Genomic DNA, 26195 nt, shown 5'->3' with positions numbered 1-26195 from the left:
TCCTACGCAGTGACCGGCTGCCCGTGTCGCTTCACTCCTACTCAGTGACCGGCTAACTGCGCTCAAACGCTCGCGCCGCGGCTTCGGCGATCACAAGATCTTGCCAGGGCATCCCGGCGCTCTTAAACACCAGCGGCTTATCCGCGGCGAGCTTGACTTGACCGGTCACGACCTCCCGCATGGGGATGAGCGAACGAGCCTCGAGCGCATTCTCGGCGATCGCCATTACGACATCCCCGCACTCGCGAAGCGCGACATCAATCGACTCGACGACGACATTCGCGCGTCCCAACAGGCCGCCGTCGAGTTCGCGGGCGTCGGGCACGTGCGAGCCGACCGCGATGACGACCGCATCGTCCCGCACGAGTGCCCCATCAAATAGCGGGCTTCGCGCAGTGGTGGTGCAGATGATGAGATTGGCTGCGGCGGTCGCTTCGAGTGCCTCGGCACTCCCGCTACACAGGATGCTTTGGAACGGGCCAGGATCGGCCACACCTTCCGGAGATCGCACGACCGCAATGACCGAGTCGATTTCGCGCCGGTGCGTGGTGATTGACCGAAGGGTGTTTACGTGTCCGACCGCCTGGGGACCGGCGCCATAGACCACGACCCGAAGCGGATCGGTGGCGTCGAGTAGCCGGTCGGCAGTCGCCGCGAATGACACCGCCGGGGTGCGAAGCGCCGTGAGTTCAGCGCCGTCGATCAGGTGGGTCGGCGTCAGCGTTTCGGCGTCGAATAAGACGAACAACCCCTGAATCCGCTCGAGGCCGCGGGCCGGGTTATCCGGGGTGACCGTGAGTACCTTGAGTCCCGCAGCGCTCGCTGTCTCCGAGGGCATAATGAGGAACTCGCCGTTCGCGAGTGGATCCGCGATGCGCTGGTGATCGGTAGCGGGATCGAAACCCTCTCGAAGCGCATCCTGCAGAGCCGCAACGGCGTCCGCTGGGCTCATCAGCGCGGACACCGTCGCGGCGTCGAGGTATGGGATCGAAGTCAACTGGCGTGTCACTCCGTCGGGGTGAGGAGGGCGCGCATCGCGGTAGCCGCCGCATCCGCCCGACTTGCCGCCGAAACCTTGCGCTCCGAAACCGTGCCCTCGGTGCTATTCGCATCGATGTACACCTTGATCTTCGGTTCGGTACCGGATGGACGGATCATGATGCGCGTCTCGTCGGCGAGTTCAACGCGAAGGATGTTCGCCGGTTGCGGGGCGGTCTCGAAGTCGTAGACGGCGGACACTGCGACCTCGCCGACCGTGGCCGGGAACTCGGCGCGCAGCGCATCCATCACCTTCGGCAGCACCTGCACCGAGTCGTAGCGCAGCGCGACCTGGCGCGACTCGAACGCCCCAAACTGCACCGTGAATTCATTGTCGAGATCGGCAAGCGTACGGCCTTCAGCGGCCTCAAGCATCGCGAGTTCAAGAATCGCGAGCGCCGCCGAGACGCCATCCTTGTCGCGCACGGTCTCGGGGTTCACGAGGTAGCCGAGCGCCTCTTCGTAGCCGTAAATGATGCCCTCGGCGCGGGAGATCCACTTGAAGCCGGTCTGGGTTTCCGCGTAGCCGAGCCCGTAGTGCGCGGCGACCTTCGAGAGCGCGGGGGATGACACGAGCGAGGTCGCGAGTGTGCCCTCGAGCTGCCCCGCAGCTGCCGCAGCCTTCGCTGCTCGCCAGCCGAGCATCCGCCCGATCTCGTTCCCACCGAACAGGCGCCAGCCGCCTTCGGCAGGTACCGCGACCGCGAGCCGGTCGGCGTCGGGGTCGTGCGCGAGGATGAGGTCGGCGTCGGATGCATCCCCGGTTGCGTAGGCGAGGTCGAGCGCTCCCGGTTCCTCGGGGTTCGGGAACTCAACGGTGGGGAAGGTTCCGTCCGGATCGGCCTGCTCGGGGACGATCTGGGGGAGCGGGATGCCCGCGGTTTCCAAGACGCGGTGGAAGGTATCGCGTCCCACGCCGTGGAGGGGAGTGTATGCGACCTTGAGCGGCGTCACGGGCGCGTTGAAGAGCGCGGCGGTCTCGGTGACATAGGAGTCGATGAGCGACTCGGATGCGGTCTGATAGTCATGCGATCGAGGCAGATCGGGCACGCGCTGGTGCTTCGCGACAGCCTCGATGGCGGTGGCGATCTCCCGGTCCGCGGGAGGCACGATTTGCGAACCCTGATCCTGCTTGCCGAGGTAAACCTTGTAGCCGTTATCCCACTTGGGATTGTGCGAAGCGGTGACCATCACACCCGCCGAAGCATCGAGATGGCGCACCGCGAAGGCGAGCACCGGGGTCGGTAGCGGCCGCGGCAAGATAGTGGCGTTGACCCCTGCCGCCTGCATGAGTTCGGCGGTGTCCCGTGCATAAATATCCGAATTGATTCGCGCGTCGTAGCCGATCACGATGCTCGGCGCATCCTCACGAGCGATCAAATAGTCGGCAAGCCCGCGAGCTGCCTGCGCGACCGTAACCCGGTTCATCCGGTTCGGGCCCGCTTCTTGCCGACCGCGAAGACCGGCCGTACCGAACTGCAGCCGCGTGCCGAATCGGTCACGAATCTCCCGCCAGGCCTGCGCACGCGGCGAATCGTCCGCATCCTGAATTTCCTGATGGGGCTCGTTCACGTCGCCCGCCTGAGCGAGCAAAGATTCCAACTCGGCGCGGGTTGCCGGGTCCGGATCCTGCTCAAGCCAATGCTTGGCCGCGTGCTGCAAAGCGACCTGCGATTCTCGAATCAGTGGCAGGGTCATGCGATCTCCTTGACGATGCGAGCGAGCAGCGCCGCAAGCCGAGTCTCGGCAGCCTTGCCAGCAGCAATGACTTCTTCGTGATTGAGCGGAGTCGGGGAGATGCCAGCCGCCGGGTTCGTGATGAGCGATAGCCCGAGGATCTCCATCCCCGCCTCGCGAGCTGCGATCGCCTCCAGTGCGGTCGACATCCCAACGATATCCCCGCCGATGATGCCGGCCATCTTCACTTCCGCCGGAGTCTCGTAGTGCGGCCCGCGGAACTGGACATACACACCCTCGTCGAGCGGCTCAAGGCCCTGCACCACGTCGCGCAGCCGCTGCGAGTACAGGTCGGTGAGATCAACGAAGGTCGCGCCCTCGAGGGGGGATGCTGCGGTCAAGTTGATGTGATCGCGGATCAGCACCGGGGTGCCCGGCTGCCAAGCGGGGTTGAGGCCACCGGCGCCGTTGGTGAGCACCATGATTTTTGCGCCGGTAGCCGCAGCGGTGCGTACCGAATGGACGACGCGACGTACGCCGTGGCCCTCATAGAAGTGCGTGCGGGCACCGATGATGAGCGCGTGCCGGCCCGAAGGAAGCTTGATCGACTTGATCGTGCCGGTGTGGCCTTCCAACGCGGGCTTCGAAAAGCCCGGCACCTCGGAAGCGGGAAACTCCGCAATGAGCTCCCCAATCGAACTCGCTGCCTGTCCCCATCCGGAGCCGAGCGTGAGCGCAATATCGTGCTGTGCCACGCCGGTCTTATCGGCGATCACCGCGGCGGCCTCAGCGGCGATGGCCCGCGGATCGACGCCCGGATTGTCGAGCGGATGCACAGAATCAGTCGGATGCGTTTGTGACATGTTGCCAGCGTAGGGGAGGGTTCCTCAGAGCGTGGCAAGATTGAGGGCATGGCTGCACAAAACTCGGACAAACACCGCATCGTCGTGATCGGTGGCGGACCCGGCGGATACGAATCCGCAATTGCCGGCGCTCAACTTGGCGCTGACGTGACCCTCATTGAGCGGACCGGAATCGGCGGTTCCGCGGTGCTCACCGACGTCGTCCCTTCGAAGGCGCTCATTGCCTCCGCCGAAGCTGCCGTGTCGATTCAAGATGCCGACGAGCTCGGCATCCAGTTTTTCGTTCGCGACGACAACGAAAAGCCGCGCCGTCCGGAAATTGCCGTCAACCTTGGGAAGCTCAACCAGCGTCTGCTGCGCCTCGCGCAGAACCAGTCGGACGATATTCGTCGTCAGCTGAAGGATGCTGGGGTGCGCATCATCGAAGGCCACGGTCGCATCGTGGCCGACGGCGAGGTTGCGATCACCGCGGGTACCGCGGGCGAAGAGTTTGACCGGGTGGAGTACGACTCGCTCGTGATCTCGGTCGGGGCGAGCCCTCGGGAGCTTGACTCGGCGAAGCCCGATGGGGAACGCATCCTCACCTGGAAGCAGCTCTACGATCTCGAGAGCCTTCCGCAGCACCTCATCGTGGTCGGTTCAGGTGTCACCGGTGCCGAGTTTGCTTCGGCGTATAACGCACTCGGTGTGGAGGTGACGCTGATTTCTTCGCGTGATCGCGTGCTGCCGGGCGAGGACACCGACGCTGCCGATGTGATCGAAGAGGTGTTCATGCGTAACGGCATGAACGTGCTCTCGCAGACCCGCGCCGAATCGGTCGTGCGCGAGGGGGATGAGGTTGTCGCGACCCTCTCGGACGGCACCGAAGTGCGCGGTACTCACTGCCTGATGGCGGTCGGGTCGATTCCGAACACCGCTGACCTGGGCCTGGAGAAGATTGGCGTGAAGACCACCGACTCCGGCCACATCGTGGTCAACCGGGTCGCTCGCACCTCTTTGCCGAACGTGTACGCGGCCGGTGACTGCTCGGACTTCCTGCCGCTGGCCTCGGTCGCCTCGACCCAGGGGCGCACCGCCGTATTCCACGCGCTGGGTGACCAGGTGCATCCGATTAGCCGCCGCAATGTCGCTTCGAACGTCTTCACGTACCCCGAGATTGCCACCGTGGGCTGGCAAGAAAAGGATGTGCGGGAGCAGATCCGTAGCGGCCGCGTGTACAAGCTCGACCTCGCCGGGAACCCCCGCGCGAAGATGCAGGGATTCCGCGATGGTTTCGTGAAACTCATCGCAGGCAATAACCTCGGCACCATCATCGGCGGCGTGATCGTGGCGCCGCGTGCCTCGGAGCTACTGCTCGCGCTCTCGATTGCGATCGAACAGCGCCTCACCGTCGACGAAATCGCCGACTCCTGGGCGGTCTACCCCTCGCTATCGGGCTCCATGGTCGACGCCGCCCGCGCCATGCACCGCCGCATCGAGTAGCGCCGCGCGCGCCGTCGCCGCTGCCGCCCGCTCGCGACGCCGCTGTTGCGCTTCCCATTGCCGTTAGCTGTTTGTATTGCCGTTGTACCGACCTGGCGTGCAGCTAGCGGCAATGGCTACAGCGCTACCTGCTGCTGTTGCGCCATCCATTGCCGTTAACTGTAAGCATTGCCGTTATACCCACCCGGCGTGCGGATAGCGGCAATGGTTGCGGCGCGACCCATTGCCGTTACCTGTAAGTACTGCTGGCCCAGCGACCGGACTTGCGGTTAGCGGCAATGGATACGGCGCGAGCCTTTGTGGCTGAGCGCTTCGTTGTAGCTGGGTGAACCATTGCCGTTGTCCGTATGCATTGCTGTTGTGTCGACCCGGCTTACAGCTATTGGCAATGGCTGCGGCACGACCCATTGCCGCTATCTGCAAATATTGCTGGCCTACCGACCCGGCTTGCGGTTATTGGCAATGGTTGCGGAACGAACAGGGTCACGTTGTTGCTTCTTACTGGCCTGTTGACGCAATGACGCAATGACGCAGTGTTCGTTCAACTACGAGCTGTGACAGCTAGATCCGGAGTCTCGCTCGGGTTTGTCCAGGTGAAAACGTCCTCCCAGAGGGTGACGGTCGGAGGACGCAGCTGTTCTATCCGAATACTTCCACTTGGAGGTGGGAGCAATGCGGCACGCGAAAGCGCGCTTTTCCACCTCTCAATGAATACCTTTGGCGTATTCAGGAGCTGCCAGTCCCAGCGAAAAACCTCAAATCCCGCATCACGGATCGAGTTCTCCCGACGCTTTTCCTTCATCACCGCATCCGCGAGCGTTTCTCCAGGGCGGAGGAATTGTTCGTACTTCAATTTGCCATCGAACTCCCCGACCAGGCCGCTTTTCGTCGCAAAATCACCCCGTCCTAAGAAGAGACCTTGCGCGGAATACAGTGACGGCTGCAGGATCGGCAGTTCCATGCCCGCTTGTAGGAGCAAGAAACGGCTTCTGGATTCTGCGAAGCTCTCGGATCGGTCGGATGCGTGTTGGACCAACCAACGAAAATATCGGCCGTGACGACGGATGCTCTGTAACGGCGTGAGATCGACTCCGCGTGCCTTCGCGGCGTCGGCCAGCGCCAGGAGTTCGTCTAATTCAACTTGATCGACGAGATCGCGAATAGTGCGAAGGATGCTCGTGCAGCGAACTCCCGAAACTTCCGCGATTTCCTCGTCACTCAACTTTGATTCTCGGGTTGTAACCCATTTTCCTGGTGCCGACTTCGAACTGCGAGACACCTGGACTCGATCGGGAATTCGTCTTTGTAGGAGCGGTAGATCGTGCATGACTGCAGCACTGAGCCCGCTGATGACGGCCACAGGAGTTGATGCTGCCAACGCGATCACTTTGGCTGCATGCATAGATGTCTTGGCCACCTTGTCGAGATCTTGTCCCCGCGGGTCTAGATACGCGCCCCGGTAGATTCGCAGCCAACCATTTTTCTTGGCAGTGACGTGCAATGGTGGCACTGGAGTGGGCCTGGCCGTCACTTCTTGAGCAAAGAGAATTTTCACGAGGCCAGTACAACCGACACTCATTGTCGCAGGGCGAGAGAGGCTTCGCGACTGTGGATGATTCGAAAACCGAGCCGCACTGTGGATAATTTGGCACGTTTACCTGCCGGTAGAACAGCACTCTTATACGTAATGGCGATAGCGCTGCAAGGGCCCAATGCAATTATCTGCACCCCGGGTCGTTACAGAGGCCATGGTTGGCGCTAATGGCAATAGTTGCGAACAGAGCCATTGCCATTAGTTGTAAATGGGGGCGGTATTTCGGCAAGCACTAGAGATAACGGCAATGGATGCGTTGCGCGCAGCGGGTCATAGCGCCGGGCAGGTCGCAGCGCGGCGTCGGACGATGTGCGGACGTGAGCGCAGTGCAGAGTTGAACGCAAACTGGCGATAAGAGTGCACTGGGATGGCGTGAGTTTGCACCGAGTAGATGCAGTTGTGGCCTGGGCGTGAACTTTACGTTCGCGACCAGGCCACAATGAAGTCAAAGGAACTACGCGTCGACGATTTCGAGCAGCTGGGTGCCGGAGGAGATCGTCTCGCCGGGGGTGCCGCTGAGGCTCTTGACGATGCCGTCGCGGTGCGCGGAGATGGGCTGTTCCATCTTCATCGCTTCGAGGACGCACACGAGGTCGCCCTTGACGACCTTCTGGCCCTCTTCGACGGCGAACTTCACGATGGTGGCCTGCATCGGCGCCTTCACCGAGTCGCCCGATTCGGTGGCGACGGATCCGACGGTACGGCGGCGCGGTGCGTGACCCGCCATATTGCGGCCAACCCCACCGTGTTCGAGACCGGCGGAGATCACGAGACGTTCGGGCAGCGACACTTCGATGCGCTTGTCGTTGACTTCAACGACGACCTCGCGGCGAGATCCGGGGTGCTCGACCGAGCCTGCTTCGCCATCCCACGGCTCGAGGGTGTTCTCGTAGTCGGTTTCAATCCAGCGGGTGAAGACGCCAAAGTTTCCGTCTTCGGCCGTGAACGCGGGCTGGTTCACGACATCGCGGTGGAAGGGGATTACGGTTGGCATACCGGCGATCTCGAACTCTTCGAGGGCACGGCGTGAACGCGCGAGGGCTTCCTCGCGGGTTGCGCCGGTGACGATGAGCTTCGCGAGCATCGAGTCGAAGGCTCCCGAAACCGTGTCGCCTTGGCGCACACCCGAGTCGATGCGGATGCCCGGGCCGGTTGGTGTCTCAAAAGCAGTGATCTTGCCTGGGGCGGGCAGGAAGCCGCGGCCCGGGTCCTCACCGTTGATGCGGAACTCGAAGGAGTGGCCCTCTGCCTTGGGATCCTCGTAACCGAGTGCATCCCCTTCAGCGATGCGGAACTGCTCACGCACGAGGTCGATGCCGGTAATCTGCTCCGAAACCGGGTGCTCAACCTGCAGTCGCGTGTTCACCTCGAGGAAAGCGACGGTCCCGTCATTCGCGATGAGGAACTCGCAGGTTCCGGCGCCGACGTAGCCAACCTCTTTCAGAATGGCCTTGGATGCGCGGTACATTTCATCGACTTGGGCGTCGGTGAGGAACGGGGCCGGGGCCTCTTCGACAAGCTTCTGGTTGCGGCGCTGCAGCGAGCAGTCGCGGGTGGAGACCACCACGACATTGCCGTGCGCATCCGCCAGGCATTGGGTTTCCACGTGGCGCGGCTTGTCGAGGAATTTCTCGACGAAGCACTCGCCGCGACCGAATGCGGCGACGGCCTCTCGAGTAGCCGATTCGAATGCATCCGCCACTTCGGCTTCTTCGCGCACGACCTTCAGGCCGCGGCCGCCGCCACCGTAGGCAGCCTTGATCGCAACCGGGTAACCGTGTTCTGCGGTGAATTCGAGCACCTCGGCCGCGCCCGAGACGGGCTCGAGGGTGCCGGGGGCAAGCGGGGCGCCAACTTTCTCAGCCACGTGGCGCGCGGTGACCTTGTCGCCGAGTGCGTCGATGGCTTCGGGGGAGGGGCCGATCCAGATGAGCCCGGCATCCTGCACGGCGCGGGCAAAGTCAGAGTTTTCGGCGAGGAAGCCGTAGCCGGGGTGGATGGCGTTGGCTCCGGAGCGGCGGGCGACCGAGAGGAGCTTCTCGATCACGAGGTAGGTTTCGGCACTCGAAGTGCCGCGCAGCGCATACGCCTCATCAGCCAGGCGGGCGTGGGGAGCGTCGCGATCCTGATCTGCGTACACGGCGACCGAGGGGATCCCTGCATCGCGTGCGGCTCGGATAATGCGGACGGCAATTTCGCCACGGTTGGCGATTAACAGCTTTTCAATGCGAGGCATAATTCCCTAGCCTAGGGCGGATTGGATGCTCGGGCTTGGCAACTCTCCACAATCTTCGACCGTCCACGACTGTGGATTCCTCCTGTGCCGTGCATTTGTGTCGGTGGCATAAGGCAAAGTTGCCGTGTCGTTGGCGGCCCATAGTATTCGGCCAGCAACCGTACATCTGCTCGTGAGGCGGAGGCAACGTCAATCTGCGAGGATAGAACGTTGCTCGAAAATGAATGCTCGCAAAGAATCGTCGAAGGAATCGCTCATGCTCTGGAAATTACTGGTGCAGTATCTGCGCCCGAGCTTGCCCTTTGTGGTGGGAGTGCTGGTCTTCCAGATGCTCCAGGCCTTGGGTGCGCTCTACCTGCCGACGCTCAACGCAGACATTATCAATAACGGTGTCGCGCAGGGTGACGTGGGCTATATCTGGCGGGTCGGCTCCTTCATGTTGCTGGTCGCGTTCCTGCAGGTGGCCGCGAATATCATCGCGATTTGGTGCGGTGCGCGCGCCTCGATGCGCGCGGGGCAGCTGATTCGCCGCGATGTCTTCGACCGGGTGGGCGCCTTTTCGGAGCGGGAGGTGAGCCAGTTCGGTGCGGGCTCGCTGATTACCCGCAACACCAATGACGTCCAGCAGGTGCAGATGCTGATCTTCATGACCTGCACGATGATGGTCTCCGCGCCAATGCTCGCGATCGGTGGCGTGATTATGGCGCTGCGAGAGGATGTCGGGCTCAGCTGGATCATCGCGGTCGCGGCCCCGATTCTGCTGCTGTTTGTGGGCTTCATTGTGTGGCGCATGGTGCCGCTCTTCAGCGCCTATCAGGAACGACTCGACAACATCAACCGCATCCTGCGCGAACAGCTCACCGGCATCCGCGTGGTGCGTGCCTTCGTGCGCGAAAACATTGAACGCGACCGTTTCCGTGACGCCAACGACAAGATCATGGACACCGGGCGCCGCGTCGGTAACCTCTTCATCATTGTCTTCCCCGGCGCATCCATGGTGATGAACCTCGCGATCGTTGCGGTGATCTGGTTCGGTGGCATGGATGTTGACCGCGGCACCGTTGAGATCGGCTCACTCTTCGCCTATATCGCGTATGTGATGCAGATCCTCATGGGCGTGATCATGGTCAGCTTCCTGACAATGATGATTCCGCGCGCCGCGGTCTGTGCAGAGCGCATCGGTGAGGTGCTCGCGACCGATAGCTCGTTGAAGCTCGCGGAGAACGGCGTGGCCAAGCAGCCGGCACCTGGCCTGCTCGAATTTGACCGGGTCGGGTTCACCTATCCGGGCGCCGAGAAACCGGTGCTTGAGGACATCAGTTTCCGCGCGGAACCCGGCCAAACGGTTGCCGTGATCGGTTCGACCGGGGCGGGTAAGACCACCCTCGTGAACCTTGTGCCGCGGTTGTTCGACGCCACCTCGGGGCAGGTGCGGGTCGGCGGTGTGCCGGTGAAGGATGCGGATGCCAAGGTGCTCTGGGATTCCATCGGCCTGGTGCCACAGCGGCCCTTCCTCTTTTCCGGAACCGTCGCGTCCAACCTCGAATTTGGTCGTGAGGATGCCAGCGAAGCGGAGATGTGGCACGCGCTCGAAATCGCGCAGGCGGCGGATTTCGTGCGTGAGATGCCGGGTGGGCTCGAGGCGAAAATTGCCCAGGGCGGCACGAACGTCTCGGGTGGCCAGCGCCAGCGACTGTCGATTGCTCGGGCGGTGATTCACCAACCCAAACTGTTGGTGTTCGACGACTCCTTCTCGGCGCTTGACCTCACCACGGATGCACGGCTGCGGGCCGCACTGTGGCGGGAGCTTCCCGAGGTGACCAAGCTCGTGGTTGCCCAGCGGGTATCGACGATTATCGACGCCGACCGGATCATCGTGCTCGACAACGGGCGCATCGTCGGGACGGGTACCCACGAGGAGCTCCTCACGACGAGTACCACCTATCAAGAAATTGTTGAGTCGCAGCTTTCGGCGGAGGAACAGCGATGAGCGAGAAGAAGCCCGTACAAGCTGCCGTCGAGGACGAGTTTGATGAGCAGGCGATTGCCGCGGCCGCGAACTCCGGCGGCTTTCATGAAGGCGGGGCCGATACGCGTCCGGCAGAACACTTTTGGCCGAGCTTCAAACGGCTGATCGGCTTACTGAGGCCCTGGGCATGGGTCTTTGGGATCGCAACCCTGCTCGGCATTATTTGGGTTGCCCTGACTGTCACCGCGCCGAAGCTGCTCGGTGAGGCGACGAATATCGTCTTTGAGGGCGCCATCGCCTCGCAGATGCCAGCGGGTGTTTCGCAGCAGGAAGTGGCCGACGGACTGCGAGCCGCGGGCGAGGATGAATTCGCCTCGATGGTCGAAGCGATGCAGAACTTCGTGCCCGGTCAGGGCGTGGACTTCTATGCCCTCTCGCAAATGCTGCTGCTCACGCTCGGGGTCTACGCGCTCGCGAATATCTTTGACTGGGCATCCGGCTACCTCTTAAACGGGGTCGTGGTGAAGGCCATGTTTGCGCTGCGCCGAAGCGTGGAAGAGAAAATTCACCGGCTGCCGCTGAGCTATTTCGACCGGGTGAAGCGCGGTGAACTGCTCAGCCGCGTCACCAACGACATCGACAACATCACCAACGCCCTGCAGCAGTCGCTGATCTACGCGATCACCTCGGTGCTCACGGTGATCGGTGTGTTGGTGATGATGTTCTCGATCTCCTGGCAGCTGGCGCTCGTGGCGCTCGTTGTGCTGCCGATCACCGGTGGCATTTTCGCGGTGATCGGGCCGCGCTCGCAGAAGAATTTCGCGCAGCAGTGGAAGTCCACCGGGCGACTGAACAGCCGGGTGGAGGAGTCCTTCGCCGGGCACGCGCTGGTGCGCGTCTACGGTCGCGAGGACGACATTCGCGCGCAGTTCGCGAAGGAAAACGACGACCTCTTTGAAGCCTCCTTCCGGGCGCAGTTCCTCAGCGGCATGATGATGCCGCTGATGATGTTCGCCGGGAACCTCGCCTACGTTGGCATCGCGGTGCTCGGCGGCCTGCAGGTCGCGAGCGGCCAGATTCGCCTCGGCGACGTGCAGGCCTTCATTCAGTACTCGCAGCAGTTCACGCAGCCGCTGGCCCAGCTCGGCGGCATGGCGACCACCGTGCAGTCGGCAACGGCCTCGGCAGAGCGCGTCTTCGAACTGCTCGACGCCGAAGAAGAAGAGCCAGACACTGCGGATGCGCCGCCGCTCGAGCCCGGTCCCGGCCGGATCGAGTTCAAGGACGTCGAGTTCTCCTACGACCCCGAGCGCGAGCTCATCCAGGACCTCAACTTCGCGGTGGAGCCCGGTCAGACCGTCGCGATTGTTGGCCCGACCGGCGCCGGTAAGACCACGCTCGTGAACCTCATCATGCGCTTCTACGAACTCGACGGCGGCGCAATCGAACTCGACGGTCAGGTCACCGGCGAGCTCCGTCGTCACGATGTTCGCGCGCGCACCGGCATGGTGCTGCAGGATCCGTGGCTCTTCCAGGGCTCGATCATGGAAAACATCCGCTACGGCCACCAAGAGGCGACGGATGCGCAGGTTATGGCCGCGGCCGAGGCCACCTTCGTGGATCGTTTCGTGCGGGCCCTGCCGGATGGCTACGACACGGTGCTCGACGAGGAAGCATCCAATGTCTCTGCCGGTGAGAAGCAGCTGATCACGATCGCGCGCGCCTTCGTCGCCGATCCGGCCGTGCTCATCCTCGACGAGGCCACGAGCTCGGTCGACACCCGCACCGAGCTGCTTCTGCAGCACGCGATGAACGCGCTGCGTGAGGGCCGCACGAGCTTCGTGATCGCCCACCGCCTCTCAACGATCCGCGACGCCGATTTGATTCTTGTGATGGAGAACGGCCGGATCGTTGAAAAGGGTGATCATGAGTCGCTGCTCGAGGCCCAGGGCGCGTATTGGCGGCTCTACCAGTCGCAGTTCTCGGGCGCGGCGGTTGATCTGGATGCGGAAGAGCAGGCGCTCACGGGTGTCGTGTCGACTGCGACGGGCGGCGTTTCGACCGGCAGCCTGCCGACTGCGCCCGGCGCGACGCCACCGACGACTGGACCGATCCCGACGGTGAACCCGGACGCCTAACCCCTGCTCCTAGGGAAGAAAGCGGGCAAGATTCAGGATGCGGCCCCAGGCCGATTCCATAGGCTCGGCCAGTCATAGCCAAGCTGTTTCGTGAGATCGCGTACGACGGGCAGCGAGATGCCGATCACGGTCGACGGGTCGCCCGAGATGCGCTCAATGAACGCGCCGCCGAGCGAGTCGATTGTGAAAGCACCCGCAACCCAGAGTGGCTCACCGGAAGCAATATAGGCGTCGATTTCGGTGTCGCTGAGGTCGTCCACGAAGGTCACTTCGGCGGACTTCACGGCGCCGACACCCTCACCGATACCCTCGCCGCCGTCCTCACCGACGCCCTCGCTGCTCGCGCCCTTTATGCGGTCCACGAGCCAGTGTCCCGACCACAGGGTCCCGGTGCGGCCGCGCTGCATCTCCCAGCGCTCGCGAGCAACCTCCGGCGAACCCGGTTTGCCATAAATCTCGCCATCAATCTCGAACATGGAATCGCCCCCGAGCACCAAGCCGTTAAGCGCATCCCGCTCATCGCCATCGGCGACCGCGAGCGCCTTCGCGCGAGCGAGCGTCAGTACCGTCTGCGCGGGCGAGAGCGGACCATTCGCCGCGAGCACCGCATCCTCATCGACCGCCGAGGGGCGAACGAGCGGTTCGATGCCTGCGTTTTGCAAGACGGCGAGGCGGGCGGGCGAGGTCGAGGCGAGGATAAGACGCATGGGCTCTAGCGTACGGGCGCGGGGATGGGTGCTGGGATTGACCTGCGACGCTTATAGCCCCGAGAACCAGAGCCCGTGGTTGATCAGCCAGGCGTCGGAGTCTACCGGGCTGCCGTTGATTTCCACCTGGAAGTGCAGGTGACAACCGGTGGAAGGCCCGGTGGTGCCGGCGTAGGCGATGGTTTGGCCGGCAGATACCTGCTGACCGGGGTACACGTTGATCCCGCCCTCGGAGATATGCGGATACCGGAATACCGTGCCATCACCGGCCCGGAACATGACGATATAACCCCAGCCGTCCATCCAACCGGCATAGGTGACGGTGCCGGAGGTGACGGCGTAGAGCGGAGTCCAGCAGGTACCGCTGGGGACCACCAGGTCGGTGCCGGCGTGCAAGCGCCAATAGTTGTAGATCGGATGCAGACGCATGCCATACAGGGAAGTCACGTAGGCATTGGTCGCGATGGGGTAGGCGTAGCCGCTGGCCGCAGTCGCGCCGCTGCTGCTTGCGGAGCTGCCGCTGGGATCGACCGCGCTGACATCGGAGGTGCTGCCCTGCGCGGCTGCTGCGGCGGCCGCTGCCGCCTCGGCCCGCTCCTGCTCTTGGCGTTGCCGTTCTTCCTCGCGCAGCTGTTCGCCCACTTCGTAGTCGGCCTGCACGACATCGCGGTGCTCCTGCAGCGGGATGAGCATGGCCTCAAGTTCGGCGCCCTCATTCACGGCCGCATCGCGCTTTTCTTGCAGGTCGAGCTGCGCGGCTACGGCGCTGTCGTATTCTGCCTGCGCTTCGGCTTCGAGCGTTTCGAGCTCCTCGAGCGCAGTATCGGCCTGTTCTTGCAGCTGGTTGGCGTTATTTCGGGCGGCGGTTGCTTCCTCGTACTGCATCCCATTGGTCATCCCGAGGCTCGAGAGGGTGGACATTCCCATCAGGAAGTCGTCGGCATCGCCGGGGCTCATGAGCAGCGCGATGGTGGGGTCGAGGGTGACGCGGCCGTTCATCGCGGCCACGATCTCGCCCGCGGTGGTCTCCGCTTCGGTCGCAAGTTCCTCGGCCTCATCGACTTGCACCTGCAGGCCGTAGACCACTTCGCTTTGCGCGGTCGCGGCCTGTTCGGCGTCGTTATACCGGTCACCCGCCTGCTGGGCGAGGATCTCCGCTTCCGCGACATCGCTATTGAGCTGGTCAATCTGCGCGTTGATTTCATCGATCAGCGCGTTTTGCGCATCCACATCGCCCTGTGCTGCGACCACGTCATCCCAGGTCGCGTATTCGTCGAGATCTTTCGCGAGGGCAGTGAACCCAGGCCCGTTCACGAGGCCTAAGGTGACCAGTACGGTGACGGCGGGTATGAGCATCCGTCGCCACCTTAAGCGGGATGCATGAGGGGCGTGTGGCAAGAGTCTCACCTTTCCATTCCGGCAGCCTCGAGTGTGGAGCAAGACGAGGACGGGCACACTCTAACCCCGTCGACGGCCAGATCCGCGCAGATACTGCGCGGGTTCGTGAACCTGAACGCAAAATGACCGCAGCTTTGCGGCCTGGACCTAGGGAGTCGTGGCCCTTCGCATGAAGAGAAACGCAACAATCGCACCCACCCCGAGCGCGATTGCGGGCATTAGGAAGGACTGTCCCATCGCGGCCGCAAATCCCGCCTGCAGCGCCTCCGGTAGCTGTTCGGCTGCGCCCGAGGAATAGCGATCGATGTCCGCGGCCGACTCACCGAACTGCGCGCTCAGGCGAGTGGCCATCAGCGCGGCCATGGCCGAGGAGCCGAGCACCGCGCCGACCTGACGGCTGGTGTTGTAGACGCCCGATCCGGCGCCGGCGAGCGACCGCTCCAGGCTGAAGGTGGTCAAGGTCGCGAGTGGACCCCACATGAACGCCTGGCCAAAGCCCGAGACCGCGCTCGGCAGCAGCAGCCACCAGATCGAGATCTCCGGCACGGCCATGAAGGAATACAGCAGGAGGCTTCCGGCCACGGTGGCGAGGCCAATGATTGGCAGACGGCGCGGATCGCTGCTGTCGATGAGTTTGCCGACTGGGCGTGCCAGCGCGATGGACAGTATCGCCATTGGCGCCATCATCAGCGCGGACTGGGTTGGGGTGAGCCCCTGCACCAGCTGCAGGTAGAACATCAGGGGCAGTGACTGGCTCGTCATCGAGAACCCGACGGTGATGATGGCGACGGTGCCGACCGAAAAATTCCGATCCTTGAAAATGCGCAGGGGGATGAGCGGTTCGCCGCGTTGGAAGTGTTGCCAGATCACGAAAAGCACCAGGAACACCGCACCCACCACGATCAGCAGCCAGACGGTGATCGGCCCCCAGATGGTGCCCCAGTTGAAGGTTTCACCCTCTTGAATCGCAAAGACCACCAGGAACATCCCGACGGCGCTGAGCGCCACGCCGAGCCAGTCGAAGCGGTGCGGGCTGGTGGAAAGTTTCGGGATGTACCGCATCGCGAGGATGATTGCGATGATCCCGACCGGGACGTTGATAAAGAAGATCCATTCCCAGCCGAGCCCGTCGAGGAGGAAGCCGCCGAGTATCGGTCCGAAGAGTGTGGCGACTCCCGCGGTCACGCCCCACACCGCCATCGCGGAACCGCGCTCTTCGGGTTCGAAGATGCGGGTGATGACCGCCATAGTCTGCGGGGTCATCATGGAAGCGCCGAGCCCTTGCACAACGCGGGCGGCGATCAGCACTTCGATATTCGGGGACAGACCGCAGAGCAGCGAAGCGAGGGTGAAGGTGACGAGCCCTGAGACGTAAAGCCGACGCGGCCCGAAGCGGTCGCCGAGTCGTCCGGTAATCAGCAGCGGCACGGCGTAGGCGAGCAGGAACGCACTCGTGGCCCACAGCGTGGCGGTCATCGACGTTTCGAGCTCCGCCATGATCGTCGGATTCGCGACGGACACGATCGTCGTATCCACCAGGATCATGAAGAAACCCAGCACCATCGTCCACAGCGCGGCCCAGGGGCGGAACTGCGGATTGGCGGATTCAGATTGGTTCACGGTGCTGCTCTTTCACAGTCGGGGAGACTGAGCGAGCCAGAACACGGGCGCGCGGCAGTCAGCCCAACCTTAGTGGTTGCGAATTGACTGCCGTGGCGCAGGACTTTCCTCGCCATGTAGTGGGCGCGAGCCCCGAAGACCCAAACGTACCAGCAGGATCACCTCATGGTTTTCGGCGAGTCTGACTATAGCAAGCGATACCGTCCGCTGCACCGCCAACTAGGCTGGTGCCTGTGACTGAATCAAATGCATCCAGCCCGGAACTTGCCGAGGGCGACATTGTTGAGTTGACCGTGGGCGAGGTTGCCCACGGCGGTATTTTCGTTGCCCGCCACTCCAGCGGCCGGGTGGTGTTTGTATCGGATGCGCTGCCCGGCGAGCGGGTGCGCGCCCAGGTCACCGAGATCAAAAAGCGCCACGCCCGCGCCGAAACTCTGCAGGTGCTCGAGGCTTCGCCCGAGCGACTCGAGCACGTCTGGGCCGAAGCCGATGTTTCGCGTGACCCCGCTGAACGCCCGGGCGGTGCCGAGTTCGGGCACACCTCGGTCGCCTTCGGCCGTGAGCTGAAGCGTCGGGTATTGGCGGATGCACTTTCTCGCTTTGGCGGCGTCGAACCGGACTTCGAGGTTGTGGGCCTCGGGGACGATGACGCGACGCGCGGCTGTGGCTGGCGCACCCGCGTCACACTGCACGTGGATGAAGCGGGCCGGGTCGGGCCCTTCGCCGCGCGCTCGCATGACGTGGTTCGGGTAGGGAGCCTGCCGCTCGCATACGCAGATATCGACGAACTTGCCCAGCAGATTATCGCTAAGGGCCACCGCGGCCCCGGCCGTATTGATTTCGTCGCGCCGGCCGACTCGGAAGTGCGGATGCGCGCCCGGGTGAAAGGCACATCCACCCGGAAGCCGGAACTGCTGACAGAACGGGTAGGGGAGCGGGAGTTCACGGTTTCTGAGGACGGATTTTGGCAGGTGCACCGGCTTGCCGCGGCGACGCTCTACGAGGCGGTGCGCGAGGCGATCGATCCGGAACACTTCGATGCCGAGGCGCAGCACTATGACCTCTTCGGTGGCGTCGGCTTGCTTGCCGCCGCGGTCGCCGAGCTCGCGGGGGCGGATGCTCGGGTCGAGTCGGTCGAGGCCGCTGCGGTTGCCACGGAACTCGCGCTGCGGAACCTCTCCGAATGGTCGGGCGCAACCGCAAAGACCGGGCGCGTTGATCGCTACCTGCAGGGTGTGCTCGAGGGCGGGGCGGATGCGCTCGCGGCATCCCGGGCGGGCACTGTGGTGCTCGACCCACCGCGCTCCGGTGCGCGGGCCGATGTGATTGAGCCGCTCGTTGTGCTTGGGCCGCAGCAGATTATTTACGTGGCCTGCGATCCGGTCGCGCTCGGCCGCGACACCGGGCTCCTGCGCGAGCGCGGCTACGAGCTCACGCGCCTGCGCTCCTACGACCTCTTCCCAAACACGCACCACGTCGAAGCGGTCGCGACCTTCTTGCGCGCTTAACCCGCGGATGCATCCCGCTAACTCGTCGCTAGATGCTGTGCGGACCAGCGGAAACAGCATTGAGTGACGGGTTTGTGGGTGGTGCTTCGGTAGTTCGTCGATGGATGCTGTGGGCGGCGGTGATTGGAGCATCGAGTGACGAGCCAGTGGGCATCGCCTTGCTAGCTCGTCGATGGATGCTCTCTGCGCCGGAGAAAACAGCATCGAGTGACGAGTTGGGGCACGACGAGTTAGGGCACGGGATGCGGCACCACGACCATGAGTGCCATGGCCAGGAGCGAACCGACGGAAGTGATTCGCTCGAATGGGTATTTCGCGGAGTGCTTGGCAAGGCCCACAGCGACCGAAGCAAAGTACACGACTGAGACAAGCAGCGAGATTCCGGGGAGGAAATCTATGCCCGAGGAAGCACCCGCGTGGCTGTGGTGCTGGACGGCGGCTACCGCACTGGTAATTCGTTCTTGCGGCTCCTGAGCTACCCCGTGCCCCGGTATATTCCCCATTGCCGCGGAAAGTAATGCCATGCCGCCGAAGTGAAACGCGCGTTCCGGCATGAGTTCGTCTCGACGATAAATAATCGGCATGGCCAGACCCCCACCGGCCAGAACGAGGAACCAGAGCATCCAAGACATAATGCGGTCGCCCAAGAGCATTGTGTCGGTCATCGCTAATGCCATGACCAGCATCGCGAATGCCCCGAAATGATCGCGTTTTGCAGGGCCAGTGCATGCAAAAATTCCCGCAACTGCGAATGCAACAGAAGTGATTGCTAAGAACACCAAGTCAGCCGCCAACTCACGAATGCCCCACTCGAACTCTTATGCCGGGAACGATGACTTGCCGGTGTCGTCGAAATCCGAGAGCAAGGTGTGTCCGTCAATGGTCGCGCCCAGCATCCCTCAACGCTCCCCTTCGGGACGTTGACGCCGCTTTTCGGCGGTGGCCTCGGCGAGTTCCGCGTCAAAGTTCTCGAGATCATCAGACAGTGCCGAGTAGACCTGCGGTCTTCTTGACTTGAGGTAGGCGCCAAACAGGATGCCACCGATCACCGCAGCCACGAGAATCCAAGGCAGCACCACGACGTAGGGTTCTTCAGATCCGGCGACGGTGGGGAAGTGGATGATCGCCATGACGCTGAAAGTGGCCAGCGCAAGGAAGCCGAGGCCTGGTGCGATGAAGGTCGCCCACCATCGCGAGTCACGCTGCTTCCGGAAGTACGCAACAACTGACAGCGCCGCAATCGCCTGCACGATCATAATCGCCAGGGTCGCGAAGCCGAGTCCGACGGGTACGAGCGTGAGGATGGACGGCTGGTCGGGGAACGTGAATCGGAAGATTGCCGCGATGATAATTGCGAAGGCGAGGTTTACGAACAGCGCACGTTCGGGGGATCCCTTTGAGTTGGTTTTCGCCAGCCAGTGCGGCAACACTCGTGCGCGCCCGAGCGAGAAGAGATAGCGTCCCGCCGAGTTGTGGAACGCGAGCTGAGCCGCAAAGAGGCTGACCACCACGAGAATCAGCGCGATAATCACGCCGAATGGGCCGAGATACTCACCGATGAGCATCAGCGTTAGGTCACCCGCATCCAGATGCTCGAGCGCCACATCCTGCGTCTGCGCGAGACCGATGGCACTCACCATGGCCCAAGCGGCAAAGGCGTGCATGAGGCCGATCACAATAATGGCGGTGTAGGTAGCGCGGGGGATCGTTCGGCGAGGGTCCTTCGCCTCTTCGCCGAACAGCGCGGTCGCTTCGAAACCGATGAACGCGGTCGCCGCCAGCAGCAGGCCGATCCACAGCGAACCGCCGGTAATCACGCCGGGAGTGAAGATCGCTGCATCAAAGCCCGTCGTGAAGAGCACCGCGAAGCCGAACGCGAACACGAGCAATATTTCAAGCACGAGCGCGACCCCCAGCACGATTGCGCTGACGTGAATACCTGAGCGTGCAAGCAAGAACACGATGAGGAACAGCACCAGCCCGGTCCAGAACCAGTCGAGTTCGATGCCGAATAGTTCGGGAGCCACGACCATGCCGGCGAAGAAACCGATCGTGCCAAGTGCACCCGCGACGAACGCGTTGTATCCGATCGTCGCGATGATGCCGGTAATGAGCCCTGCGGTCTTACCGAGGCCTTTCACTGCGATCGCGTAGAAGCCACCGGCATTGGTCATTGTTTTTGTGATTTGGGCATAGCCAACCGCAAAAAGGAGGAGCGCAGCAGCGACGAGCAGGATCGAAATTGGCAGGCCACCACCATTGCCCAGTGCGGCCGCGAGGGGGAGAACGACGATCAACACCGTGACGGGTGCGACCGCGGCCAGGACGAGAAATACGATTGAACCGACGCCGAGTTTATTTCGGGCGAGATCGGTATTTGCTTCTGCCATGGAAGTCTCCTTCGTTGGAGGGTTCCTCAAGTCCATTGAGTTGCCGGAAGTCAAGCACACTCTGATCGTGGTGGTCGGCGGGAGCACCAAAACCTGCATTCTTGGAATAGTGTTGGCGCTTTGAGACAACAGCACGCGTCTTCCTATGCAGACCGCGCCCCGGGAAACGCAAATTCCCGAACGCACTGACTGCGGTCAGCGCGTTCGGGAATTATCCTGCTCAGCGAGTCACGAGGGATGCGCTCAGCAGTGACAGCTGCCGCCTTCACCCCCGTGCCCCGCTTCGCCCTTCGAGCGAGCATCCTCAGGCAGATTCATCGCCGGGTTCTGGTCGAGGAAGCCGTGCGGCTTAAACCAGAAGCCGGAATAATCGACCGGCATGACCGGCCAATCCTCGGTACGCACAATGTGCGTCGGCCCGAACTGGTGCCAGAGGACAATATCTTCACCGTCGAGGCTGCGATCGTCCTTGGTCCACGTGGGGAGTCCTTGCCAGCCCGAGCTCTGGCTCGGGTACATGCCCGCCGGGTACACCTCATTCTCGCCGAATTGCGTACCCCACAGGTGTTTGGTCGCGAAGTTTGCGCGCGCGTAGACGGAAGAATCCGGCTGCGCCATCAGCACCGGCTTACCCTCGGGAATGAGCCAATAGGCAGTGGGCTCCCCGGTGTAGTTCTTACGGTGAGCGCTACGCACCTCCCACACCCGACCGGTGAGACCATTCGCCAAACGCTGGGCATCGAGCTCACTCTTAAGCTGCCTATTCGACCAAGTGAAGGCGTTCCCTCGCGGGTTGAGCGGGCCAGTGGGAATCCCCACCGCCTCAACCTCGTGCAGGGTGTTGTCTTCACCATCGATCGCGACATCGAGGCGTGCCGAGAAGATGTGTTGGTGTATCGGTGCGAAGAGTCCCGGCGCCATTTCGGTGTTATGAGCGTTCGGTTCCCCGGGGATGCCCGCACCGGCAAATACGACACCGGTGGCTTTGGCCTCGACCTGGATGGACCCGTCAAGGTAGAAATACCAAAAGAATCCGTAGTCGTAGTTACCGATGGTTGAGAAGAAACTGATGACGAGGCGACGACTGCGACGGGTGTCCGGATGGTCTTCGAGATCAGTGTGCTTCCACTGGATTCCATAGTCTTCCTCGTGCATGCAGATGACCTGGTCGACTTTGATCGGGTTGCCAAGGTCATCATTCACGAAGCCGTCGAAATAGTGGATCACGCCGAGGCAATCGCAACCGAGCGAGAGCGGATTCGCGAGGCGACCGAGCAGGTATTCACCCGCGTCGAAGTAACTAACCCAGTACCGGGTCTCATCCACATCCCCATAGGGCACCACCATTTCGGGGACGCTGGCGCGGGTGATGACAGGGCGGTCTTCGTCGCCGTCGCGCCACGAAATATTACTGAGCACCAGACCCTCACGCGCGTTGAACCCCACGTGCAGCTTCCAATTCTCCCACTGTACTTCATTGCCGTTCACCGAGAAACTCGGGCCTTCCGGCATCGTGATGTCAATTGGCTTGAGGCTCGTGCGGACCGGTCCCTGCGCTTCGAGCGAGTAGTTGCCGTGCGCCATTGGCGTGGCTGCCGCATCCGGATCGTCATAGACCTCGAAGACTTTTCGCTCGGTCATATCGACCTTCACGATCAGGCCCTCGACCGGATGCGCCCAGGGGCTGTCACCCTCATTCGGCACGAGATAGGTCAACGAGCGGAAATATCGTCGACCCTCGTCTTCAGTTTCTTCCGCGAAGTACCCGGGCGCGAGCGGCGAGCAGAACGCCGTCTCCATGTACTGCTCGAGTCCGCGCCGTTTCATCGAGGCTTGCCACTCCGGGTTGGCTCGGACGATATCGCCGACCTCGAAAAACTCTTCCATCGTGATTGGGGCCTGGCCGCGCTCAGGGGTATTCGGTAACACGGTCTTTTTAAGGACCTTCTTTTTCGTTATCGAAACCACAACTTCGGTTTGTGTTGCATCGGAACGGTCCAACAGTGTTGCCACCGCCGAACGATCGAAGGATTTCCCGGGCTTCCACTTCGCAAGCGTCGTCTTCTTTGGTTCGACGGGCAGCAGCAGCGCCATGCGAACGTGTTCGGTCATGAGGCCGGCCTCGTCGAGCACCTCACGAACCGTGGTGATCTCATTTGCGTTCAGCGGGTCGAGTGGATGCACGGCCTCGAGCGGGGTGCTCACGCGCTTGCCGTGCGTATGCGTTGTGTCAGGAGAATGCGTCATCGGATTCCTCATTTCGCGAGAGTTACGCCGTTGTATGCTCAGTCTCTCGAGCCACGAGCTGGCAGGGATGGGTCGGTGCGGATTCATGCGCTGGTGGGCAAATGTTGGGCACGCAACGGCGCATCGGCGACGGTGCGGTTCAGCGGGAACGGAATTCTCTGGGCGTGACTCCATATGTTTGCTTGAAGACCCGACTGAAGTGGGCAGCGTCGACAAATCCCCACTTCGCGGCAATCGCGGCAATGGTGTGGTTTGTCGTTGCGGGATCCGCTAAATCAGCCCGAGCCTGCTCGAGGCGCCGTTGCCGAATTACTGTTGACACGGTGGTGTCGAGTTCTGCAAAGAGCGTATGCAGTCGCCTGACTGACATGTAGTGTGCTTCGGCGATCGTGCGCGGTGAGAGCGCTGTCGAACCCAAATGTGCGTTTATATAGGCATAAATCTCTTGTAGCAGCAGGACCTGCGGGTTGTGCGGTTCCGCTTCGACGTCGAAGATCGCCGAGAGCATCGTATTGAACAGCTCTACGCTCGTGTTCGCGAGCTTCGTGCGGGTGGTCGAATTGAGGGTAGGAAACTGAGCGTGGGCCTGCGTGATGAGGGAGACGACTGTCTTTGCGAGTTCGTGCTGTTTGTTGAGCGATACCGCCGTAAGGGTATCCGCGACAATCGGAAAGAAATCAAGACGGTCCTTCGGGAGCATCATGATGAGATTGCTGAATTTGTCGTCGAACAGCAGCGAGTACGGTCGGGAGGTGTCGTAGTAGGTCAGATCGCCCGGCTGCATGAGAACTTCGCGGCCGTCTTGCACGAGGATGCTTGAGCCGGAGAGCAGCAAACTTACCTTGTAGAACCCGCTGCCGCCGTGTTTGATCGACTCCGGGGTCCGTTGCACCTGCTGGGATGCAGAATCGATTTGGGTGAATACGACACCACCGGCCGCAGCGGCAGAGAGTGTTGCACTGAAAGGACGATTTTCACTCGCATCCACTTGCAGCGGGACAAACGAAGAATTTACGGCCGTGCGGTAGGCGTCAAGATTCTCGGTGCGCACTACTCCCTTGGCGTGAGCTGACTGGGACTGCATTCGAATCACCTCGATGGCCGGCAAGATCGTCATTGAGCATGCGGCCTGAACGTTCGGTCTGTTATTTCAACTTGTTTCGGATGCTATTAGATACGCCCCAACTGAGCAAGCTGTGTATATGGCACAAGCATCGAGTGACGAGTCTGCGGGAGGTGCTTCGGTAATTCGTCGGTGGATGCTGTTTTAGGTGGGAAAAACAGCATCCAGTGACGAGTTTGCGGAGGGGGTGGGGCGCGCGCTACCGGTAGCGGCCGAAGAGGGGGTCGCCGGAGCGCATCCCGCCCTGCAGGAAGCGCTGCGAGCGCGCCCACGGCGAGAGCTTCTCGCGCATATCGCGCGGCCGGTCGGCCGAGACGCCCTCCTCGAAGAGCACCGCGAGGGTCGCGGCAACCGCACCGAGTTCCTCTTCGGTGGGGTTACCGCGTACGAGCGCGGCATCGCCCGGCTCGAGAGAGTCGGTGATGTCGAGGTCGGGGATATTGATGCGGGGCTGCCCGCCGCGAGGTTCGATAGCCATTAGAGCGGAATGTTCCCGTGCTTCTTGGGCGGAATCGACGCGCGCTTGGACGCCAGCGAACGCAGCGCCTTCGTCACAACCACGCGGGTCGCCGCCGGCTCAATAATCGAGTCGAGCTCACCGCGCTCCGCGGCAAGATACGGGGAAGCAACGTTGTAGGTGTACTCATCGGCAAGCTTCTTGCCGAGCGCCGCCGGGTCCTCACCGTTCTCCGCTGCCGCCGCAATATCGCGACGGTAGAGGATGTTCACCGCACCCTGGCCACCCATCACGGCAATTTCCGCGGTCGGCCAGGCCACGTTGTAGTCGGCACCGAGCTGCTTCGAGCCCATCACGATGTACGCACCACCGTATGCCTTGCGCAGGATCACGGTCACCAGCGGCACCGTCGCCTCAGCGTAGGCGTAAAGCAGTTTCGCACCGCGACGGATCACACCCGACCACTCCTGGTCGGTACCCGGCAGGTAACCCGGCACATCCACCAAAGTAAGAATCGGAATCGAGAAGGAGTCGCACATCCGCAGGAAGCGGGCCGCCTTCTCACCGGCGTCGATGTTCAGCGTGCCGGCCATCTGGTTCGGCTGATTCGCGATGATGCCGATGGGGGAACCGTCGATGCGCGCGAAACCAACCACGACGTTCGGGGCAAACAGCGCCTGGAACTCGAGGAACTCGCCATCGTCCACGATCGTCTCAATCACCTTGAGCACGTCGTAGGGCTGGGTCGGCGAGTCCGGGATGATCTCGTTCAGCAGGCGGTCGCGGTCGGTGATCTCGTAGTTGATCTCCGCGTCATAGCGGGGGAGATCGGCGAGGTTATTGTCCGGCAGGTAGCTGATGAGGTTCCGCGCAAAGTCGAGCGCATCCTCTTCGTCCGCCGCGAGATAGTGCGACACGCCCGACTGGCGGTTGTGCGAGAGTGCACCACCGAGCTCCTCCATGCCGACATCTTCACCGGTGACGGTCTTGATGACATCCGGGCCGGTGACGAACATGTGGCTGGTCTTGTCGACCATGATCACCGCGTCGGTGAGGGCAGGGGAGTACACGGCACCGCCGGCGGCGGGCCCCATGATGATGGAAATCTGCGGGATCACGCCCGAAGCCATCGTGTTGAGCTTAAAGATTTCGCCGTACTTCCCGAGCGCGATCACACCCTCCTGGATGCGCGCCCCACCCGAGTCGAGAATGCCAATGATCGGCACGCCCGCCTTGAGCGCGTACTCCATGATCTTGACGATCTTCTCGCCGGCAACCTCGCCGAGCGAACCACCAAAGACGGTGAAATTCTGCGAGTACACGGCGACGTTGCGGCCGTGAATCGTGCCGGTGCCGATCACCACCGAGTCACCGTAGGGGCGGGTCTTGTCCATCCCGAAGGCGGTCGTGCGGTGGCGGACAAACTCGTCCATCTCCACAAAGGAACCCGGGTCAACCAGGCCCTGAATGCGCTCCCGGGCGGTGTTCTTGCCCTTCGCGTGTTGTTTCGTGGCGGCGCGTTCTTCCGCGTCGGTTACGGCCTCCGCATAGCGGCGCTTGAGATCTTGGATGCGGCCAGCAGTCGTGAGATCTGGCTGGTCACTCGCAGCAGCGTTGTCGTTCATCCTCCCCAGCCTATACGCGCGGCCCGCGGTAAATGTGGACGAAACCGCGAATGATCCCGGCGCAGGATTGTGAGAATCTCCAAATCTGCCCGCCGAGTGAACCCGGGGCCGTGAACGGATACC

The 26195-nt window shown here is 62.4% G+C and carries 18 protein-coding genes; 4 read left to right on the top strand and 14 right to left on the bottom strand.

Features of this window, described 5'->3' with window-relative positions; translation table 11 throughout:
- Positions 1-52 precede the first annotated feature (52 nt).
- From F8O05_RS00350 to F8O05_RS00340, 3 genes are read right to left on the bottom strand one after another with little or no spacing between them, the layout of a single operon-like run.
- Entirely contained in the window at positions 53-997 is a 945-nt protein-coding gene (locus F8O05_RS00350; protein WP_225735649.1) for an ornithine cyclodeaminase family protein, read from the bottom strand.
- 8 nt (positions 998-1005) lie between these two features.
- On the bottom strand, positions 1006-2736 hold the full coding sequence (locus F8O05_RS00345) for a phospho-sugar mutase (RefSeq protein ID WP_158050782.1): 1731 nt from the start codon (positions 2734-2736) through the stop codon (positions 1006-1008).
- Entirely contained in the window at positions 2733-3578 is an 846-nt protein-coding gene (locus F8O05_RS00340; RefSeq protein ID WP_158050781.1) for a purine-nucleoside phosphorylase, read from the bottom strand. The genes F8O05_RS00345 and F8O05_RS00340 overlap by 4 nt, the downstream gene beginning before the upstream one ends.
- Positions 3579-3626: 48 nt before the next feature.
- On the opposite strand from F8O05_RS00340, the gene F8O05_RS00335 reads away from it, so the two are divergent.
- Complete coding sequence (locus tag F8O05_RS00335) at positions 3627-5060, top strand: NAD(P)H-quinone dehydrogenase (RefSeq protein ID WP_158050779.1); 1434 nt, start codon at positions 3627-3629, stop codon at positions 5058-5060.
- A 541-nt stretch (positions 5061-5601) separates the two neighbouring features.
- On the opposite strand, the gene F8O05_RS00330 is transcribed toward F8O05_RS00335, so the two are convergent.
- Positions 5602-6615 carry a hypothetical protein gene (locus F8O05_RS00330; RefSeq protein WP_158050777.1) on the bottom strand — a complete coding sequence of 338 codons (1014 nt, stop codon included), beginning with the start codon at positions 6613-6615 and terminating at the stop codon, positions 5602-5604.
- Between the two features lie 493 nt (positions 6616-7108).
- Positions 7109-8890: an acetyl/propionyl/methylcrotonyl-CoA carboxylase subunit alpha gene (locus F8O05_RS00325; protein ID WP_158050775.1), complete on the bottom strand. Its 1782-nt coding sequence runs from the start codon at positions 8888-8890 to the stop codon at positions 7109-7111.
- A 256-nt stretch (positions 8891-9146) separates the two neighbouring features.
- On the opposite strand from F8O05_RS00325, the gene F8O05_RS00320 reads away from it, so the two are divergent.
- A complete protein-coding gene (locus F8O05_RS00320) occupies positions 9147-10880 on the top strand; it encodes an ABC transporter ATP-binding protein (protein ID WP_158050773.1) in 1734 nt (577 codons plus the stop codon).
- A complete protein-coding gene (locus F8O05_RS00315) occupies positions 10877-12997 on the top strand; it encodes an ABC transporter ATP-binding protein (protein ID WP_158050771.1) in 2121 nt (706 codons plus the stop codon). Before F8O05_RS00320 ends, F8O05_RS00315 begins: the two co-directional genes overlap by 4 nt.
- Before the next feature lie 32 nt (positions 12998-13029).
- Here the strand turns inward: F8O05_RS00315 and F8O05_RS00310 are convergent, their stop codons facing one another.
- From F8O05_RS00310 to F8O05_RS00300, 3 genes are all read right to left on the bottom strand, one after another.
- Entirely contained in the window at positions 13030-13704 is a 675-nt protein-coding gene (locus tag F8O05_RS00310; protein ID WP_158050769.1) for a Maf family protein, read from the bottom strand.
- A gap of 51 nt (positions 13705-13755) precedes the next feature.
- The gene (locus tag F8O05_RS00305) at positions 13756-15060 is read right to left on the bottom strand and encodes a M23 family metallopeptidase (protein ID WP_158050767.1); all 1305 of its coding nucleotides are present in this window, start codon (positions 15058-15060) and stop codon (positions 13756-13758) included.
- 189 nt (positions 15061-15249) lie between these two features.
- Positions 15250-16665 (bottom strand): DHA2 family efflux MFS transporter permease subunit, encoded by a 1416-nt coding sequence (locus F8O05_RS00300; protein ID WP_158051307.1) that lies wholly within the window; start codon positions 16663-16665, stop codon positions 15250-15252.
- Between the two features lie 290 nt (positions 16666-16955).
- Between F8O05_RS00300 and F8O05_RS00295 the strand changes: the two genes are divergently transcribed.
- The gene (locus F8O05_RS00295) at positions 16956-18230 is read left to right on the top strand and encodes a class I SAM-dependent RNA methyltransferase (protein ID WP_158050765.1); all 1275 of its coding nucleotides are present in this window, start codon (positions 16956-16958) and stop codon (positions 18228-18230) included.
- A gap of 230 nt (positions 18231-18460) precedes the next feature.
- Here F8O05_RS00295 and F8O05_RS00290 read toward each other — a convergent pair whose 3' ends face one another.
- The 6 genes from F8O05_RS00290 to F8O05_RS00265 form a co-directional block, all read right to left on the bottom strand.
- Positions 18461-18895 (bottom strand): hypothetical protein, encoded by a 435-nt coding sequence (locus F8O05_RS00290; RefSeq protein ID WP_158050763.1) that lies wholly within the window; start codon positions 18893-18895, stop codon positions 18461-18463.
- Between the two features lie 234 nt (positions 18896-19129).
- Positions 19130-20620 carry an APC family permease gene (locus F8O05_RS00285; RefSeq protein WP_158050761.1) on the bottom strand — a complete coding sequence of 497 codons (1491 nt, stop codon included), beginning with the start codon at positions 20618-20620 and terminating at the stop codon, positions 19130-19132.
- A 243-nt stretch (positions 20621-20863) separates the two neighbouring features.
- On the bottom strand, positions 20864-22867 hold the full coding sequence (locus F8O05_RS00280) for a primary-amine oxidase (RefSeq protein ID WP_158050759.1): 2004 nt from the start codon (positions 22865-22867) through the stop codon (positions 20864-20866).
- 139 nt (positions 22868-23006) lie between these two features.
- Positions 23007-23951, bottom strand: a complete 945-nt coding sequence (locus tag F8O05_RS00275) for an AraC-like ligand-binding domain-containing protein (protein ID WP_158050757.1) — start codon at positions 23949-23951, stop codon at positions 23007-23009.
- A gap of 238 nt (positions 23952-24189) precedes the next feature.
- Positions 24190-24468, bottom strand: coding sequence for an acyl-CoA carboxylase subunit epsilon (locus F8O05_RS00270; protein WP_158050755.1), 279 nt, complete (start codon positions 24466-24468; stop codon positions 24190-24192).
- Positions 24468-26072, bottom strand: a complete 1605-nt coding sequence (locus F8O05_RS00265; protein WP_158050753.1) for an acyl-CoA carboxylase subunit beta — start codon at positions 26070-26072, stop codon at positions 24468-24470. Before F8O05_RS00265 ends, F8O05_RS00270 begins: the two co-directional genes overlap by 1 nt.
- Positions 26073-26195 lie beyond the last annotated feature (123 nt).

Source organism: Gulosibacter chungangensis, from assembly GCF_008831155.1.
GTDB classification, from domain to species: domain Bacteria; phylum Actinomycetota; class Actinomycetes; order Actinomycetales; family Microbacteriaceae; genus Gulosibacter; species Gulosibacter chungangensis.
This window is presented reverse-complemented; position numbering and strand designations above follow the sequence as displayed.